Origin of the sequence: Mycobacterium sp. MS1601 (genome assembly GCF_001984215.1) — a bacterium.
Lineage (GTDB): Bacteria > Actinomycetota > Actinomycetes > Mycobacteriales > Mycobacteriaceae > Mycobacterium.
Genome location: NZ_CP019420.1, coordinates 6,209,802 through 6,226,150, shown reverse-complemented (window position 1 = coordinate 6,226,150; position 16,349 = coordinate 6,209,802). Strand labels below are relative to the sequence as shown.

Sequence of the window (16,349 nt, the reverse complement as noted above, 5' to 3'; positions counted from 1 at the left end):
GGGTCAACCGGCGCTGCCCGCCAGCAGCCCCGAGATGCCGCCGTAGACACCCAGTCCCGCGGTGAACACCAGGACCACCGCGACGACGATGCGGTACCAGCCCTTGAGCTTGTGCTCCTCGGGCAGCACCTTGACGGCCAACGCGAACAGGAAGCCCAGCACCACCGGCAGCAACAGCGCATTGAGCACCATGATGCCGACCGACAGATCCACCAGGTTGAGTCCGGAGAGCACGAAGGCGAAACCGATCACCAGCATGGCGATGTACACCGCATAAAATGCCGGGGCTTCCTTCGGCTTGCCGGACAGCGAGCGGGGATAGTCCAGCACCTCGCCCAGACCCCATGCGGCGGTGAGGGATACAACGATGGCGGCCACGAAGGCCGCACCGAGGAAGCCGAGGGAGAACAGTATCTGCCCGGCAGTCTCGCCGAGCAGTGGTGTCAGGGCCTGGGTGATGTCCTCGATGGTGTTGATGGTGGCGTTCGGGTCGTTGCGGCCGATGGTCGCTGCCACCGACACCAGCACGGCAGCCATCACCAGCTGGGTGAGCACCGCGCCGAAACCGGTGTCGACGCGGGCGTCCTTGAGGTGCGCGACGGTCAGACCTTTGTCCACCACGGCGGACTGCTGGTAGAAGACCATCCACGGCATGATCACCGCGCCGATGTTGGCCGCGATCAGGTACAGGTAGTCGGGATTTCCGATGGGCTGATTGAGCTGCGCAGCGGCCATGGAGCCGAGATCCGGCTGCGCGTCGATCATCACGATGAAGAAGATCAGTTCGAGCGCACCCAAGGCGATGGCGACGCGTTCGACCCGGCGGTACGAACCGGTGAGCACCAGGCCGCCGAGGAAGAGTGCGACCAGGCCGACCGACAGCCATGGTGGGACGCCGTAGATGGCGCCGACGCCCGCGGCCGCGCTGAACTCGGTGATGATGGCGCCCGCGCAGGCCACCAGCAGCGTGCTCACCGACAGCCAGGCCCAGCCTTTGCCGAACTGTTCGCGGATCAGCTCGCCGTGTCCGCGCTGGGTGACCAGGCCGAGGCGAACCGTCAGCTCCTGGGCGATGTAGAGGATCGGCATCAGGATGATCTGCCAGATCAGCAGCTGATAGCCCCACTGCGCTCCACTTTGTGCGGCGGTGACGACACTGCCTGCGTCGGTGTCAGCCAGCATCACCACGATGCCGGGACCGAACACCGTCAGCCGGGTGACCCACTTGGAGGTGCGCGCTGTGGGGGCGGGGGAGTCCGGTGGCGCTTGGTCGGCGGGACTCGCGTCCTTCAATTCGGGTGCCTCCATGCTCACGGTGCCGCACCGCGGCACGGGAGTTAGGTTAGCCTAAAGCGGAGCGTAATTGGGACTTAATGACGCTCAGGTAAACGATTGCTGGCTAAAGAAATTGAGCTGCTTTCTTTTCTCGGACTCTCGTTTATGTAACTAACGAATTCACGGTAAAAGGCGGCTGGGAAGCGGTAATTGGTAGCTCTTGTCGCGATGGAATTCTGCGGATAGCATCCGCGTGTGACAACACAGGCTGCCCAAGGAGACTCTGCTTTTCACACGTTGCTGCATCAGCAGATAACGCGTGAATTCACCGCGTCCCACCAATATCTGGCAATCGCGATCTACTTCGATTCCAGCGATCTGCCGCAATTGGCGCAGCGGTTTTACGCCCAGGCCACAGAGGAGCGCTCGCACGCCCTGATGATGGTGCAGTACCTGCTGGACCGAGGCATTGATGTCGCCATCGAGGGGGTGGGATCGGTGGTCACCGAATTCAGCACGATCCGCGATGCCGTGGAACTCTCGCTCGAGCAGGAGAAGGAAGTCACCGAGCAGATCACCGCTTTGACCAGGGCGGCCCGCGATACCAACGACTTCCTCGGTGAGCGCTTCATGCAATGGTTCCTGCAGGAGCAGGTCGAAGAAGTCGCCAGCATGACAACGCTGCTCTCGGTTGTCGACAAGGCGGCCGGGAACATGTTCGACCTCGAGGCCTACGTGGCCCGCGAACTCAACATCCCGGCCACCGCTGATCCGACCGCGCCGAAGCCGGCCGGCGGAGCGGCCTGAGCTCAGTCCGCCTGCTGGACCTTCGCGCCCGGGGCGCCCTCCTGCTCGATGGCCTGTGCGTCGAGTGGTGCGGGCGCCTTGCGGGAGCGGCGCAGTCGTTTCTCCAGCTTGGTGGCCGCCACCGACAGTGCGAAGTTCACCGAGATCATCAGGATCGCGATGACGATGAGTGCAGGCACGTAGTTGCCGTAGGACGAGCCCACCTGAGTGCCTTGGCGAACCATCTCGACAAAGGTGATCTGATAGCCGATCGCGGTGTCCTTGAGCACCACCACCAGCTGTGACACCAGTACCGGCAGCATCGAGGTGACAGCCTGGGGCAACAGGATCGAGCGCATGGTCTGGCCCCAGCGCAGGCCGAGCGCGGACGCGGCCTCGGCCTGCCCGCGCGGCACCGCGTGCACACCGGCCCGCACGATCTCGGCGATGACGGCGCCGTTGTAGAGGGTGAGGCCGGTGATCACGCCGGCCAGCGCCAGCTGTCTCGACGGGAACACGTCGTACGCCGCGTACAGGAAGTACGCGAAGATCATCATGACCAGCACGGGTACGGAGCGGAAGAACTCGACGAACACCGCGCTCGGAACGCGGATGATCGCCTTGTGCGACAGGCGTCCGACGCCGAGCACAAAACCCAGGATCAGAGCCAGCACAATCGAGATGACAGCAGCTGTCAACGTTCCCTGGATGCCGGGCAGTACGTACGTCTTCCAGAGATTCGCCGTCAGGAACGGCTCCCACTTGGCGGCGGTGAGCTGGCCGCGTTCGTCGAACCGGGAGTAGACCAGCCAGGCGATCGCCACCAGCACCACCACGGTGATGGCCGTGATGATGTGGTTGCGCAGCCGGGCCCTGGGGCCGGGGGCGTCGAAGAGGACGGAGGGACCAGTCACTATCGGGCCACCGCCAACTTCTTGCCGAGCCAGCCGAACAACAAGCCGAGCGGAAGCGTGAGCACCACGAACCCGAAGCCGATGATGGCTCCGACGGTCAGCACCGCAGCAGTGTTCTCGATCATCTCTTTCATCAGCAGCGCCGCCTCGGCCACCCCGATGGCCGAGGCGATGGTGGTGTTCTTGGTCAGCGCGATCAACACCGAGCCCAGCGGGATCACGACCGCGCGAAACGCCTGCGGTAGCAGCACTATTCGCAGGTTCTGCCCGAAGGTGAAGCCCAGTGACCTGGCCGCTTCGGCCTGGCCGAGTGGCACGGTGTTGACGCCGGAGCGCACGGTCTCACAGACGAACGAGGCGGTGTAGACCGTCAGCCCCAGCACCGCGAGCCGGAAGTTGCTGTCCACGATCGACGTCGGTGACTGCGGATCGGCCAGTGACAACCCCAGAGTCTGTGAGACACCGAGCGAGCAGAACAGGATGATCAGCGTCAGCGGGGTGTTGCGGACGATGTTGACGTAGCTGGTGCCGATCCAGTTGAGCACCGGCACGGGCGACAGCCGCATGGCGGCCAGCGCCGTACCCAGAATCAGGGACCCGACAGCCGAGTAGACCGTCAGTTTGATCGTGATCCAGAATGCCGCGAAGATCTGGTCGCGGTACTCGGTGAAGACCTCCACGGGTGCCGGGGTCGCCTAGACGGATACCGCTGATCAGTACCGGTCGATCGCCGGCGGCTGCGGAGCCTCGATACCCGCGGGCCCGAGGTTCTTGTCGAAGGCTTCCTTCCAGGCGCCGTCGGCTTCCATCTTCTCCAAGGCGTCGTTGATCTGGGTGCGCAGTTCGGAGTCGCCCTTCTTCAGGCCGATGCCGTACTTCTCCTCCGAGAACTGCTCGCCGACGATCTTGAAGTCGCCGGGGCTCTGAGCGGCGTAACCGGCCAGGATGGTCTCGTCGGTGGTCACCGCGTCGATGGCGTTGTTGCGCAGCGCCTCGATGCAGGCCGAGTAGGTGTCGTACTGCTGCAACTGCACGCCGGGGTACTCGTCCTTGATCTTCTGCGCCGGCGTCGAGCCCGACACCGAGCACAGCCGCTTGTTGTTCTCCAGTGAGGCCGCGCCGGTGATGTCGGTGTCGTCGGCGCGCACCAGCAGGCTCTGGCCGGTGATGAGGTACGGGCCGGCGAAGTCCACCTTTTCCTTGCGGGCGTCGGTGATCGAGTAGGTGGCGGCGATGAACCGGACCTGACCGTTCTCGATCAGGTTCTCGCGCTGCGCCGACGGTGCCTCCACCCATTCGATCTGCTCGGGGGTGTAGCCCAACTCGCCTGCCACGAAGGTGGCGACGTCGACGTCGAAGCCGCTCATGGTGCCGTCGGGATTCTTCAGGCCCAGCCCGGGCTGGTCGAACTTGGTGCCGATGGTGATGGTGTCACCGCCGCCTTCACCGCCGCCACTGTCTCCGCCGCAGGCGGACAGCGTGAGGGTCAGTGCCGCGACCGCTGCGAAACCTGCGGTGAGCGTGCGGGATCGCTTCTGGAAAAACACGGTGGGTTTCCTCTCGACGGGCGGCTAGTGATTCAGGATCTTGCCGAGGAAGTCCTTGGCGCGATCCGTTTTCGGGTTGTTGAAGAATTCCTCGGGAATGGCGTCCTCGACGATGGCGCCGTCGGCCATGAACACCACCCGATTGGCCGCGCGGCGCGCGAAGCCCATCTCGTGGGTGACCACCACCATCGTCATGCCCTCGCCGGCCAGTGATGTCATGACCGCCAGCACCTCGTTGATCATCTCCGGATCCAGCGCGCTGGTGGGCTCGTCGAACAGCATCACCTTGGGGTTCATCGCCAGCGAGCGGGCGATCGCGACGCGCTGCTGCTGCCCGCCGGAGAGCTGTGCGGGGTACTTGTCGGCCTGGTTGGCCACCCCGACCCGCTCCAGCAGTGCCATGGCGTCAGTCCTGGCCTTGTCCTTGCTGGCCTTGCGCACCTTCAGCGGTGCCAACGTCACGTTCTCCAGAATGGTCTTGTGCGCGAAGAGATTGAATGACTGGAACACCATGCCGACATCGGAACGCAGCTGTGCGAGCTTGCGGCCCTCGGCGGGCAGTTCCTCACCGTCGATGGCGATGCTGCCGGAGTCGATGGTCTCCAAGCGGTTGATGGTCCTGCACAACGTGGACTTGCCGGAACCCGACGGGCCGAGCACCACGATCACCTGACCGCGCGGCACTGTGAGGTTGATGTCCTTGAGGACGTGCAGGCTGCCGAAGTGCTTGTTGACGCCTGTCACGGCGATCATCGGCGTGCCCGATCCGGTCGGCGCAGGCGCATCTACATCCGACCCAGGAGACCCCATGGGTCGAAACCATACCCAGGAATCCCACAGCTTGCCTGCGGTCCGGGCGAATCCTCAGCTCCCAAAGCGGCGTCGCCTGCGAATTTGGAGCAGCCTCTGGCGCCGATACCATGGACTGATGAACTCGACGGTGGCCGACGCGCAGCCAGTTGCGGTGTCATCGGCGCGTACCTACCAGGTGCGCACCTACGGCTGCCAGATGAACGTCCACGATTCCGAACGCCTGGCCGGGCTGCTGGAATCCGCCGGATACCGGCGGGCCGCCGAGGGCACCGATGCCGACGTGGTGGTGTTCAACACCTGTGCGGTGCGGGAAAACGCCGACAACAAGCTCTACGGCAACCTCAGCCACCTCGCGCCGCGCAAACAGTCCGACCCCGGCATGCAGATCGCCGTCGGTGGATGCCTGGCGCAAAAGGACAAGGACGCGGTGCTGCGCAAGGCGCCGTATGTCGACGTGGTGTTCGGCACGCACAACATCGGGTCACTGCCCGCGTTGCTGGACCGGGCCCGCCACAATCAGGCGGCGCAGGTCGAGATCGTCGACGCACTCAAAGAGTTTCCCTCCACCCTGCCCGCCGCCCGTGATTCCGCCTACGCCGCATGGGTTTCCATCTCGGTGGGCTGTAACAACACCTGCACGTTCTGCATCGTGCCCTCGCTGCGGGGCAAGGAAGTCGACCGTCGGCCAGGTGACATCCTGGCCGAGGTGCAGGCGCTGGTGGACCAGGGCGTGCTCGAGGTGACCCTGCTGGGACAGAACGTCAACGCCTACGGCGTGTCCTTCGTCGACGCCGAAACACCCAGGGACCGTGGTGCTTTCGCGTCGCTGCTGCGGGCGTGCGGCAGCATCGACGGTCTGGAGCGGGTGCGGTTCACCTCACCGCACCCGGCGGAGTTCACCGATGACGTCATCGAGGCAATGGCCCAGACGCCGAACATCTGCCCGACCCTGCACATGCCGCTGCAGTCCGGATCCGACCGCATGCTCAAGGCCATGCGCCGCTCCTACCGTGCCGAGCGCTACCTCGGCATCATCGACCGGGTGCGCGCCGCGATGCCGCACGCAGCCATCACCACCGATCTGATCGTCGGATTCCCCGGCGAGACGGAAGAGGATTTCCAGGCCACCCTGGACGTGGTTGAGCGGTCCCGCTTCGCCAGTGCGTTTACGTTCCAGTACTCCAAGCGTCCCGGCACCCCCGCCGCCGAGCTTGCCGACCAGGTGCCCAAAGCCGTTGTCCAGCAACGGTATGACCGTTTGATCGAACTGCAGGAGCGGATCTCCTGGGAGGAGAACCGCGCACAGATCGGCACGCTCGTGGAACTGCTGGTGGCCGCGGGGGAGGGCCGCAAGGACGCCCACACCGCCCGCATGAGCGGCCGCGCCCGAGACGGCAGGCTGGTGCACTTCTCACCCGGTGGCGCCGACGTGCGTCCCGGCGACGTGGTCACCACGGTCGTGACCTCGGCCGCCCCGCATCACCTGATCGCCGACGGCGCCGTGCTGACCCACCGCCGCACCCGCGCCGGGGACGCCCACGAGGCGGGCATCAAACCGAAGACCGTCGGGCTGGGACTGCCGGGGTTCGGTGCGCCGACGCCGCAACCCGCTGTGACAGGGTGCTCGCTGTGACCGCCCCGAACAACAATCCCAACGGCAACCACTTCGACGAGTTCAAAGCCGATATCGAAGCCGCCGAACGCAAAGTCGGTCGCGAGATCGAGCCGGGTGCCCGCGCCCTGGTGGTGGCAGTGCTGGTGTTCGTGCTGATCGGCACGTTCTTCCTGTCGCACACCGGCGGCGCTCGCGGTGTGGACGTGCTGCTGAGCTCGCCGCAGGCCGCAGAAGCCGGGATCGCGTTGCCGTCGCGGGTGTTCTGCTGGCTGGCGCTGGTGTTCGGCGTCGGCTTCTCGATGCTGGCGCTGCTGACCCGACGCTGGGCGCTGGCCTGGGTGGCGTCAGCGGGCACCGCGGTGTCCTGCGTCATCGGCATGCTGGCCATCTGGTCGCGGCAGACCGCTCCCGGCGACCTGCCCGGGCCCGGTATCGGGCTGGTGCTGGCCTGGCTGACCGTGATCGTGCTGGCCTTCCACTGGGTGCGGGTGGTGTGGACCCGCACCGCGGTGCAACTGGCCGCCGAAGAACATCGGCGTCGCGCCGCAGCGCAACAGCAGTCCCGCAGCCTGCTCGACCAGTTCGACGTGCAGGCCCCGGACAAGCCCGCGGACTAGAGCCGGTCTAGCGCTTTTTCGACACCGCCTCGGCGGCGGTCTCGGCCCACTGACGCCACTGCGCAGCGCTGGCCCGTGCGGCCTCGGCGTCCTTGCGCTTGCCCGCCGCCTCCGCTTTGGCGGCCTGCTTCTCGAACTGCTCGGCGCGTACCCGGAACTGCTCGGCCCTGGCCTCGGCCTCCGGGTCGGTGCGATCCGCGTCGGCGGCGTCGCGCACCTTCTTCTCCACCACACGCAGCCGTCGCTCCAGGTCGGTGCGCTCACGGGGGACCTTGCCGATCTCGTCCCACTTGTCGGTGATGGTGCGCAGCGCCGCGCGGGCGGCGTCGGCGTCGGAGGTGTCGATGCGCTCGGCCTCGGCCAGCAGCGCCTCCTTGGCATCGGCGTTGGCCGCGAACTCTGCATCACGCTCGGCGGTTACCGAGTTGCGCGCCGCGAAGAACGTGTCCTGAGCGGCCTTGAACCGCCGCCACAGCGCATCGTCGACGTCCTTGCTGGCCCGGCCCACGGCCTTCCACTCGGTGAGCAGATCACGGAAGGCGGCGCTGGTGGCACCCCAATCGGTGGACCCGGTGAGCGCCTCGGCGCGCACACACAGCGCCTCCTTGGCCTGCTTGGCGCCCGCGCGCTCCTTGTCCAACTCCGAGAAGTGTGACCCGCGGCGCCGGTTGAACGTCTCGCGGGCGGCTGAATAGCGCTTCCACAGCGCGTCGTCGGTCTTGCGGTCCAGCCCCGAGATGCCCTTCCACTCGTCGAGGATGGTGCGCAGCCGATCGCCGGCAGCCTTCCACTGCGTGGAGTTGGCAGCCAGGTCCTCGGCCTCGGCGGCCAGCGCCTCCTTGCGGGCGATCTGCTCGGCGCGGTGCTCGTCACGGCGGGTGCGTTCGGCGACGGCTGCCGCTTCGGCGTGCTGCGCGATGGCGTCGAGGCGGGCCGCCAGGGAATCGACATCGCCGAGGACATGCGCCTCGGGCAGAGTCTCGGCGAGCGCCGCGGCGGCGGCCTTGATCTTGCGGGCGTCACCGGTGCCGGACTCCAGGCGATGTTCCATCAGCGCCACCTCGGTCGACAGATCGTCGTACCGACGTCCGAAGTGCTCGTAGGCGGCCTCGGCGTCACCGGCTTGCCAGGAGCCGATCATCCGTTCACCGGAGGCGGTGATCAGCCAGACGGTGCCGTCGTCGTCGACCCTGCCGAACCGGTGCGGATCGCTGGACGGGAGGGCGGGAGGAACCGGCGGCGCGGCAGCGGGGGCTGCGGGTCTGGGGCCGGGGCGCGGGCCCGGTTTGGCGCCCATTCTCGGACCAGGTGTGGGCCCGGGGACGGGGCGTGGCTCGGGGCCGAAGGCACTGCGCTGTCGCCCGGAGTCGAATCTGATGTGGTCACTTGGTCCCCTGTCCGTCACGTGGAGGTCCCACGCACTGCCGCGCACCGCGGCGCCTGTCCTGATCGGTCACCATCTCGCTTCGGCCGGTACACCGGCTTCGGCGGGACGCTACTACTGTTTCGTAGAGGGTATTCAAGCAGGTCGGGCTCGCAGATTTCGCTACGTTCGTGTTGCGCGCCACAACATGGGGAGGTCGTGGCTATGGGCAAGGCGGATCTCGCCGCCCTGTGCGCCCTGGGGGCCGCCCTGTTCATCGCCTTGGGTGACGTGATCCACCAGCGCACCGCGCACGAGGTGACCGAGGACAACGTCAGCCATCTCGGGCTTTTCCTGCGGTTGCTCAAGGACCGCGCGTGGTGGCTGGGCAGTGTGGTCGCGGCGGTCGGATTTCTGCTGCAGGCAGCAGCTTTGGGGCTGGGGTCGGTGCTGCTGGTGCAGGCGCTGTTGGTGACGTCACTGCTGTTTGCACTGCCGATCAATGCCCGCGCCGCTCACCGCCGGGTCACCCGCTGGGAGTGGACCTGGGCAGCGCTGCTGGCGGCGTCGGTGGTGGTGATCGTCACGGTTGGCAACCCCACCGCCGGACAGTCGCGCGCCTCGATGGAGACCTGGGGTCTGGTGGCAGCCGTGCTCGGTCCGCTGCTGGTGCTTGCCGTCATCGGGTCCCGAATCTGGTCAGGACCCGTCAGCGCGGTACTGCTCGCCATGGTCTCCGGAGCGCTGTGGGGACTGTTCGCCGTCCTGCTCAAGGGTGTGGTGGACGTCCTGGGGGACGGGATCGTGGCGCTGCTGCGCTCACCCGAGCTGTACGTGTGGGCCGCGGTGGGCATCGCCGGCACCGCATGGCAACAGTCGTCGTTCCGGGCCGGGGCACTGACGGCGACGTTGCCGACGATGACGGTCACCGAACCTGTGGTGGCCTCGGTCCTGGGCATCGTTGTGCTGGGGGAGACGCTGCGCCCCGGTGAGGTGGGAATGTTCGTCCTGATCGCGGCCATCGGCGTGATGGTGGTGTCGACGGCCATGCTGGCGCGTGGTGAGGCTGCCGCAGAAGACCACGATGTGACAGCGCGTTAGCGTTGTCTCCTGTGTTGGTGGCCGCGTCGATCATCCCGTCCGCTCCATTGCTGGTGCCAGAACTGGCCGGCGCCGCCGCCGAGACCGCCGACCTGCGGGAGGCCGTCCTGTCGGCAGCCGCGGCCCTGCCGCAGACCTGGATCGCCGTCGGAGTGGGCGCCCGAGACGAGGTGTGGGGTCCGGACGCGGCGGGGACGTTCGCCGGATACGGCGTGGACGTCGAGGTCATGTTGGGCCCAGAGGCCACGACGCAGGCCGAGCTGCCGTTGTGTGCGCTGGTCACCGGTTGGGTGCGCGGGCAGGTGCGTCCCGATGCCCGGGCCCGGGTCCATGCCGTGACAACGGCTCCCGGCGCACTGCTGCGGGTGCGCGCCGATATCGACAGCCATGACGAACCGGTGGGGCTGCTGGTGGTCGCCGACGGGTGCAACACCTTGACCCCTTCGGCGCCAGGAGGCCACGATCCGGACGCGACAGGCGTACAAGCCGCCCTGGACGACGCTCTGTGCAGTGCAGACACCGCCGCGCTGAGTGCTCTGCCCGACGGCGTGGTGGGACGGGCCGCCTTCGCGGTGCTCGCCGGGCTGATGCCGACACCCCGGTCCGTCGGGGAGTTCTATCGCGGCGCCCCGTTCGGCGTCGGGTACACCGTGTGCGTGTGGCAGCCATGACACAGCGCCCCGTTGTGATCATCGGCCCCACCGGCACCGGGAAGTCCGAGCTGGCACTGCAGGTCGCCGAACGCACCGGCGGTGAGGTGATCAATGCCGACGCCATGCAGTTCTACCGCGGTATGGACATCGGCACCGCCAAGCTGACCGTGCCGCAGCGGCGCGGCATCCCGCACCATCAGCTCGACGTCCTCGACGTCACCGAGACCGCGACGGTGGCTCGGTACCAGGAGGCCGCCGTCGCCGACGTCGAGGCCATCGCGGCACGCTCGGCGGTGCCGGTGATCGTCGGCGGGTCCATGCTCTACATCCAGTCGCTACTGGACAACTGGACCTTTCCGGCGACCGATCCGCAGGTCCGGGGCCGCTTCGAGGCCCGACTGGCCGACATCGGAGTGGCGGCGCTGCATGCCGAGCTCGGTCGACGGGATCCGGCCGCGGCCGCGGCCATCCTGCCGACCGACGGCAGACGCATCGTGCGTGCACTCGAGGTGGTCGAGCTGACCGGGCGACCGTTCGCGGCGTCGGCACCCACCATCGGTGCGCCCCGCTGGGACGCGGTGATCATCGGGTTGGATTGGGACACAGCACTTCTGGATGCACGCCTACAACAACGCACCGACGCCATGTTCGACGGTGGACTGGTCAGTGAGGTCCGGCGGCTGCTGGATGTCGGACTGCGCGACGGTGTCACCGCCGCCCGCGCGCTGGGGTATGCACAGGTGCTCGATGCGCTGGAGGCCGGCGGCGATGCCGCCGCCATGGACCAGGCCAGGGAACTCACGTTCATCGGCACGCGCCGTTATGTCCGACGGCAACGGTCCTGGTTTCGGCGTGACCACCGGGTGCGGTGGCTCGACGGCGCGGCCGAGGACAACCTGGACGCGGTGCTACGGGCGTGGCGCGACGTATCCTGATCAGGTGGAGTTCGCCGGTGGGCCAGGGATGACGTTCGTCAAAGGGCATGGGACCGAGAACGACTTTGTGCTGCTGCCCGACCCCGATGTCCAGCTGGACCTGGTGCCCGCCGCAGTGGCGGCGCTGTGCGACCGGCGACGCGGACTCGGCGCGGACGGGGTGCTGAGGGTGGCCACCGCGGGTGCCCTGCTGGACGCAGGTGTCCTGGAACGTCTGCCGGAAGGGGTGGCCGCGGCGGACTGGTTCATGGACTACCGCAACGCCGACGGCTCCCGGGCCCAGATGTGCGGCAATGGTGTCCGGGTGTTCAGCCACTATCTGCGGGCGACCGGTCTGGAGTCTCGTGACGAGTTCGTAGTGGGTTCCCTGGCCGGAGCGCGCCCGGTGGTGGTGCACGGCGCCGGCGACCTGCACGCGGACATCACCGTGGAGATGGGCAAGGCCAACCAGACCGGCGCGGGTAGTGCGCTGGTGGGTGGCCGCCGGGTCACCGGGCTGGCCGTCGACGTCGGCAACCCGCATCTGGCCTGCGTCGACCCCGAACTCGGTGCGGACGGATTGGCCGCACTCGACGTGGCCGCCCCCGTGCAGTTCGACACCGCGCAGTTCCCCGAAGGCGTCAACATCGAGGTCCTGACCGCGCCGGCCGACGGTGCGGTCAACATGCGGGTGCACGAGCGTGGGGTCGGTGAAACCCGCTCGTGCGGCACCGGCACCGTGGCGGCCACCGTCGCTGCCCTGCATCACCTCGGCGAGCAGACCGGCGCGCTGACCGTCAAGGTCCTCGGCGGCGAGGTCGTCGTCACCGTCACCGAGGCCACCAGCTACCTGCGTGGACCATCGGAACTGGTCGCCCACGGCGAGCTGTCACAGGAATGGTGGAGTTCTGTCCAGCGTTAATCGAGGTGCATGAACAGTGAACTCCGTGCGAATCTGTATTCGCCTATGACTCAACCACAATTTCCCAGCACCGGTGAACTGGCCCTCGAAGACCGTGTGGCGCTGCGCCGTGTACACGGGCTGTCGACCGAGCTCACCGACGTCTCCGAGGTCGAGTACCGCCAGCTCCGCCTGGAACGGGTGGTGTTGGTGGGCGTCTGGACCGACGGCAGTGCCGCAGACGCCGACGCCAGCCTCGCCGAACTGGCCGCGCTGGCCGAGACCGCCGGATCCGAGGTTCTCGAAGGCCTGATCCAGCGCCGCGACAAACCCGACCCGTCGACCTACATCGGGTCCGGCAAGGCCCAGGAGCTGCGCGAGGTGGTCATCGCCACCGGTGCCGACACCGTGATCTGCGACGGTGAGCTCTCACCCGCCCAGCTCAACGCGCTGGAGAAGGCCGTCAAGGTCAAGGTCATCGACCGCACCGCGCTGATCTTGGACATCTTCGCCCAGCACGCCACCAGCCGCGAAGGCAAGGCGCAGGTCGCCTTCGCCCAGATGGAATACATGCTGCCCCGGCTGCGCGGTTGGGGTGAGTCCATGTCCCGGCAGGCCGGTGGCCGCGCCGGTGGAGCCGGTGGCGGTGTCGGCACCCGCGGCCCCGGTGAGACCAAGATCGAAACCGACCGCCGCCGGATCCGCGAGCGAATGGCCAAGCTGCGCCGCGAGATTCGCGATATGAAGAAGATCCGCGACACCCAGCGCAGCGAGCGGGTGCGCAGTGACGTGCCACAGCTGGCCATCGTCGGCTACACCAACGCAGGCAAGTCCAGCCTGCTCAACGCGCTGACCGGTGCCGGTGTGCTGGTGGAGAACGCCCTGTTCGCCACCCTCGAGCCCACGACCCGGCGCGGCCAGTTCGACGACGGCCGCCCGTTTGTGCTCACTGACACCGTGGGATTCGTACGGCATTTGCCCACGCAGCTGATCGAGGCGTTCCAGTCCACGCTGGAGGAGGTCATCGACGCCGCGTTGCTGGTGCACGTCGTCGACGGCTCCGACGCCAACCCGCTGGCCCAGATCAGCGCGGTGCGGCAGGTGATCAACGACGTGGTGGCCGACCGCAACGGCACCAGACCGCCGGAACTGCTGGTGGTCAACAAGATCGATGCCGCAGATGATCTGGCGCTGGCACAGCTGCGGCGCGCGCTGCCCGAGGCGGTGTTCGTCTCGGCACACACCGGCGAGGGGCTGGACCGGTTGCGGCAGCGGTGCAGCGAGTTGGTGGAACCGACCGACATCGCGGTGGACGTCACCATTCCGTACCATCGCGGCGACCTGGTGGCCAAGGTGCACACCGACGGCCGGGTGGACGCCGCCGAACACACCGAATCCGGTACCCGCATCAAGGGTTTTGTACCCGCCGGGCTTGCTGCCGGGCTACGGGAGTTCGCGACGCGCTAGCTGGCCGGAGGCCGAGGCAGCGTCAGCTCCGGCGGCTCGTGCGCGCGCACCGGGGGCAGTGCCCCGGTGAACTTCTCCACCTGTACCAGCACGTGCGCCCCCGTGCAGCCCCGCGCCAGCGAGGAGGTGCCGAGGTCCGACGTCAGTGCGTTCGGATTCCCGTGCACACACATGGTGTCGGGGTCCAACGGATCCAGCGGGTCGTACCATGCGCCCGTCGACAGCTGCACCACGTCCGCACGCACCGCGTCGTCGACAACCACACCCGCCAGGCAACTGCCGCGGTCGTTGAACACCTTGACCACGTCACCGGCGCTCAGGCCGCGCGCGGCGGCGTCGCGGGGATTCATCCGGATGGGCTCGCGCCCCTGCACCTTCGAGGCCTGGCTGGTGGCGCCGGTGTCGAGTTGGCTGTGCAGCCGGGTGGCCGGCTGGTTGGCGATCAGATGCAACGGATAGCTCGTGGCGCGCGGGCCGCCCAGCCACTCCTGCGGGGTGTACCACTTGGGGTGGCCCACGCAGTCGTCGTAACCGAAGCCGGCGATGGTGTCGGAGAAGATCTCGATACGGCCACTGGGGGTGCCGAGGCGGTGGGTGTCCGGGTCGGCGCGGAAATCCGCCAACAGGGTCAGGCCTTCCTCGACCGGCAGGCGCAGTGAACCTGCTGCCCAGAATTCGTCGAAGCCCGGCACGGCGAAGTCCAGTTTCTGTGACCACTGTTCGTAGAGGTGTGTCAGCCACTGCCGTTCGGTGCGGCCCTCGGTGAACTGCTCACCGAAGCCCAGCCTGTCCGCCAGCACCGCGAACGTCTGATAGTCGTTGCGTGACTGGGCAAACGGCGGGGCCAGCGCAGGCATGGCCATCAGCACCGGATCGTTGCGGGAACCGGAGAAGTCGTCACGTTCGTAGGCAGTGGTCGACGGCACCACGATGTCGGCGTGCTTGGCCATCGCCGTCCAGTACGGGTCGTGCACCACCACGGTGTCCACCCGGGCCAGAGCCCGCCGGAACCTGGCCAGATTCTGGTGGTGATGGAAGGGATTGCCGCCGGCCCAGTACACGCAGCGGATGTCGGGAAAGGTCAGCCGCTGGCCGTTGAACTCGAACTCCTCGCCGGGGTGCAGCAGCATGTCGCTGACGGCGGCCACCGGGATGAACGTCCGAATCGGGTTGAGGCCCTGCGGGAACGTCGGCAGGGGACAGCGCACCGGCGGCAGGCCGGGCTCGTTCATGGATCCGTATCCGTGTCCGAAACCCCCACCGGTGAGCCCGATCTGGCCCAGCATGGCTGCCAGCGTCAGCCCCATCCACGGCGCCTGCTCGCCGTGTTCGACGCGTTGCAGCGACCAGCTGACGGTGACGATGGTGCGCCCGGCGGCCATCCGCCGCGCCAGCTGCCGCAGGGTGTCCGGCGACAGACCGCAGATCGCCGATGCCCACTCCGGTGACTTGGGCACCCCGTCGTCGAGTCCGAGCAGATACCGCTCGAACACGGGGTAGCCGACGCAGTAGGTGTCCAGGAACTCGCGGTCGGCCAGCGATTCGACGGCAAGGACATGGGCAAGCCCCAGCATGATCGCCACATCGGTGCCTGGCACCGGTGACAGCCATTCACACTCGCCGTCGACGTCGTCGCGCAGCGGGGACAGGGAGACGATCCGCCCGCCGCGTCCCCGCAACCGGGCCAGTGCGTCGCGCACCGGATGCGCCGTGGTGCCACCGTGATTGACGGCGGTGTTCTTCATCGCGATACCGCCGAAGCACACCATCAGATCGGTGTGCTCGGCGATGACATCCCAACTGGTGGACCGCTTGAACAAGTCATCATGGGTGCCCACGACACGCGGCATGATGACGCCGGTGGCGCCCAGACTGTAGGAGTGCCGTGAAAACGTGTAGCCGCCGAGCAGTTTGAGGAACCGGTGCACCTGGCTCTGGGCGTGGTGGAATCGGCCCGCACTGGCCCAGCCGTAGGAACCGCCGTAGATGGCCTCATTGCCGAAGGTGTCGACCACGCGGCGCAGCTCACCGGCCAGCAGTTCGGTGAGCTCGTCCCAGGTCACGGAGACGAACTCGTCGGCGCCGCGCCGGTCGGTGGGCCCTGGCCCGTTCTCGAGCCAGCCTCGGCGAATTGCGGGTCCGGCGACGCGGGCGCGGTGCCGCAGTGATCCGGTGAGGTTGCCGAGCAGGGGAGAGGGATTGACGTCGTCGGCCGGCGCGTGCACGGAGGTGATGTCACCGTCGGCGACGTCTGCGTGGAAGGCCCCCCAGTGCGTCAGGCTCGCAGAGGACATGCGCGGAGTTTACCGAGGTGTGTCCGCGCGCATTTGCCGACCAACCACCCGGTTGGTATATCGTCGTCGGCAAGACGCGTTGTCAAAAA

General features: G+C 67.4%; 15 protein-coding genes. 8 read left to right on the top strand and 7 right to left on the bottom strand.

Going from position 1 to position 16,349, the window contains the following annotated elements:
• Positions 1-3: 3 nt before the first annotated feature.
• The gene (locus BVC93_RS29745) at positions 4-1,308 is read right to left on the bottom strand and encodes an NRAMP family divalent metal transporter (protein ID WP_083741464.1); all 1,305 of its coding nucleotides are present in this window, start codon (positions 1,306-1,308) and stop codon (positions 4-6) included.
• A 222-nt stretch (positions 1,309-1,530) separates the two neighbouring features.
• Between BVC93_RS29745 and BVC93_RS29740 the strand changes: the two genes are divergently transcribed.
• Complete coding sequence (locus BVC93_RS29740; RefSeq protein WP_083740535.1) at positions 1,531-2,082, top strand: ferritin; 552 nt, start codon at positions 1,531-1,533, stop codon at positions 2,080-2,082.
• Between the two features lie 2 nt (positions 2,083-2,084).
• Here the strand turns inward: BVC93_RS29740 and BVC93_RS29735 are convergent, their stop codons facing one another.
• Genes BVC93_RS29735 through BVC93_RS29720 form a run of 4 tightly spaced genes read right to left on the bottom strand, consistent with a single transcriptional unit; the run spans position 2,085 to position 5,275 of the window.
• Positions 2,085-2,975, bottom strand: coding sequence for an amino acid ABC transporter permease (locus BVC93_RS29735; protein ID WP_083740534.1), 891 nt, complete (start codon positions 2,973-2,975; stop codon positions 2,085-2,087).
• Positions 2,975-3,655 (bottom strand): amino acid ABC transporter permease, encoded by a 681-nt coding sequence (locus BVC93_RS29730; protein WP_083740533.1) that lies wholly within the window; start codon positions 3,653-3,655, stop codon positions 2,975-2,977. Before BVC93_RS29730 ends, BVC93_RS29735 begins: the two co-directional genes overlap by 1 nt.
• A 33-nt stretch (positions 3,656-3,688) precedes the next feature.
• A complete protein-coding gene (locus BVC93_RS29725; RefSeq protein ID WP_083740532.1) occupies positions 3,689-4,522 on the bottom strand; it encodes a glutamate ABC transporter substrate-binding protein in 834 nt (277 codons plus the stop codon).
• A gap of 24 nt (positions 4,523-4,546) precedes the next feature.
• Entirely contained in the window at positions 4,547-5,275 is a 729-nt protein-coding gene (locus tag BVC93_RS29720; RefSeq protein ID WP_192860134.1) for an amino acid ABC transporter ATP-binding protein, read from the bottom strand.
• Between the two features lie 175 nt (positions 5,276-5,450).
• On the opposite strand from BVC93_RS29720, the gene miaB reads away from it, so the two are divergent.
• Positions 5,451-6,968 carry a tRNA (N6-isopentenyl adenosine(37)-C2)-methylthiotransferase MiaB gene (miaB, locus tag BVC93_RS29715; protein WP_083740530.1) on the top strand — a complete coding sequence of 506 codons (1,518 nt, stop codon included), beginning with the start codon at positions 5,451-5,453 and terminating at the stop codon, positions 6,966-6,968.
• Positions 6,965-7,567, top strand: a complete 603-nt coding sequence (locus BVC93_RS29710; RefSeq protein ID WP_157517142.1) for an Rv2732c family membrane protein — start codon at positions 6,965-6,967, stop codon at positions 7,565-7,567. The genes miaB and BVC93_RS29710 overlap by 4 nt, the downstream gene beginning before the upstream one ends.
• A gap of 7 nt (positions 7,568-7,574) precedes the next feature.
• On the opposite strand, the gene BVC93_RS29705 is transcribed toward BVC93_RS29710, so the two are convergent.
• Positions 7,575-8,864 (bottom strand): DUF349 domain-containing protein, encoded by a 1,290-nt coding sequence (locus tag BVC93_RS29705; RefSeq protein WP_083740528.1) that lies wholly within the window; start codon positions 8,862-8,864, stop codon positions 7,575-7,577.
• A 291-nt stretch (positions 8,865-9,155) separates the two neighbouring features.
• On the opposite strand from BVC93_RS29705, the gene BVC93_RS29700 reads away from it, so the two are divergent.
• From BVC93_RS29700 to hflX, 5 genes are read left to right on the top strand one after another with little or no spacing between them, the layout of a single operon-like run.
• Positions 9,156-10,031 (top strand): DMT family transporter, encoded by an 876-nt coding sequence (locus tag BVC93_RS29700; RefSeq protein WP_083740527.1) that lies wholly within the window; start codon positions 9,156-9,158, stop codon positions 10,029-10,031.
• Between the two features lie 11 nt (positions 10,032-10,042).
• Positions 10,043-10,702 carry a hypothetical protein gene (locus tag BVC93_RS29695; protein ID WP_083740526.1) on the top strand — a complete coding sequence of 220 codons (660 nt, stop codon included), beginning with the start codon at positions 10,043-10,045 and terminating at the stop codon, positions 10,700-10,702.
• Positions 10,699-11,619 (top strand): tRNA (adenosine(37)-N6)-dimethylallyltransferase MiaA, encoded by a 921-nt coding sequence (miaA, locus tag BVC93_RS29690; RefSeq protein ID WP_083741463.1) that lies wholly within the window; start codon positions 10,699-10,701, stop codon positions 11,617-11,619. Before BVC93_RS29695 ends, miaA begins: the two co-directional genes overlap by 4 nt.
• A gap of 28 nt (positions 11,620-11,647) precedes the next feature.
• Positions 11,648-12,520, top strand: a complete 873-nt coding sequence (gene dapF / locus BVC93_RS29685) for a diaminopimelate epimerase (RefSeq protein ID WP_083740525.1) — start codon at positions 11,648-11,650, stop codon at positions 12,518-12,520.
• A 45-nt stretch (positions 12,521-12,565) separates the two neighbouring features.
• On the top strand, positions 12,566-13,966 hold the full coding sequence (hflX, locus tag BVC93_RS29680; protein WP_083740524.1) for a GTPase HflX: 1,401 nt from the start codon (positions 12,566-12,568) through the stop codon (positions 13,964-13,966).
• Here the strand turns inward: hflX and BVC93_RS29675 are convergent.
• On the bottom strand, positions 13,963-16,260 hold the full coding sequence (locus BVC93_RS29675) for a molybdopterin-dependent oxidoreductase (protein ID WP_083740523.1): 2,298 nt from the start codon (positions 16,258-16,260) through the stop codon (positions 13,963-13,965). The two genes, hflX and BVC93_RS29675, sit on opposite strands and share 4 nt — an antisense overlap.
• Positions 16,261-16,349 lie beyond the last annotated feature (89 nt).

Bases quoted from the DNA above. Each gene is read 5' to 3' on its own strand.
- BVC93_RS29745 (WP_083741464.1), bottom strand. From the start codon at position 1,308: ATGGAGGCACCCGAATTGAAGGACGCGAGTCCCGCCGACCAAGCGCCA.
- BVC93_RS29720 (WP_192860134.1), bottom strand. From the start codon at position 5,275: ATGATCGCCGTGACAGGCGTCAACAAGCACTTCGGCAGCCTGCACGTC.
- miaB (WP_083740530.1), top strand. From the start codon at position 5,451: ATGAACTCGACGGTGGCCGACGCGCAGCCAGTTGCGGTGTCATCGGCG.
- BVC93_RS29705 (WP_083740528.1), bottom strand. From the start codon at position 8,864: ATGGGCGCCAAACCGGGCCCGCGCCCCGGCCCCAGACCCGCAGCCCCC.
- BVC93_RS29700 (WP_083740527.1), top strand. From the start codon at position 9,156: ATGGGCAAGGCGGATCTCGCCGCCCTGTGCGCCCTGGGGGCCGCCCTG.
- miaA (WP_083741463.1), top strand. From the start codon at position 10,699: ATGACACAGCGCCCCGTTGTGATCATCGGCCCCACCGGCACCGGGAAG.
- dapF (WP_083740525.1), top strand. From the start codon at position 11,648: ATGACGTTCGTCAAAGGGCATGGGACCGAGAACGACTTTGTGCTGCTG.
- hflX (WP_083740524.1), top strand. From the start codon at position 12,566: ATGACTCAACCACAATTTCCCAGCACCGGTGAACTGGCCCTCGAAGAC.
- BVC93_RS29675 (WP_083740523.1), bottom strand. From the start codon at position 16,260: ATGTCCTCTGCGAGCCTGACGCACTGGGGGGCCTTCCACGCAGACGTC.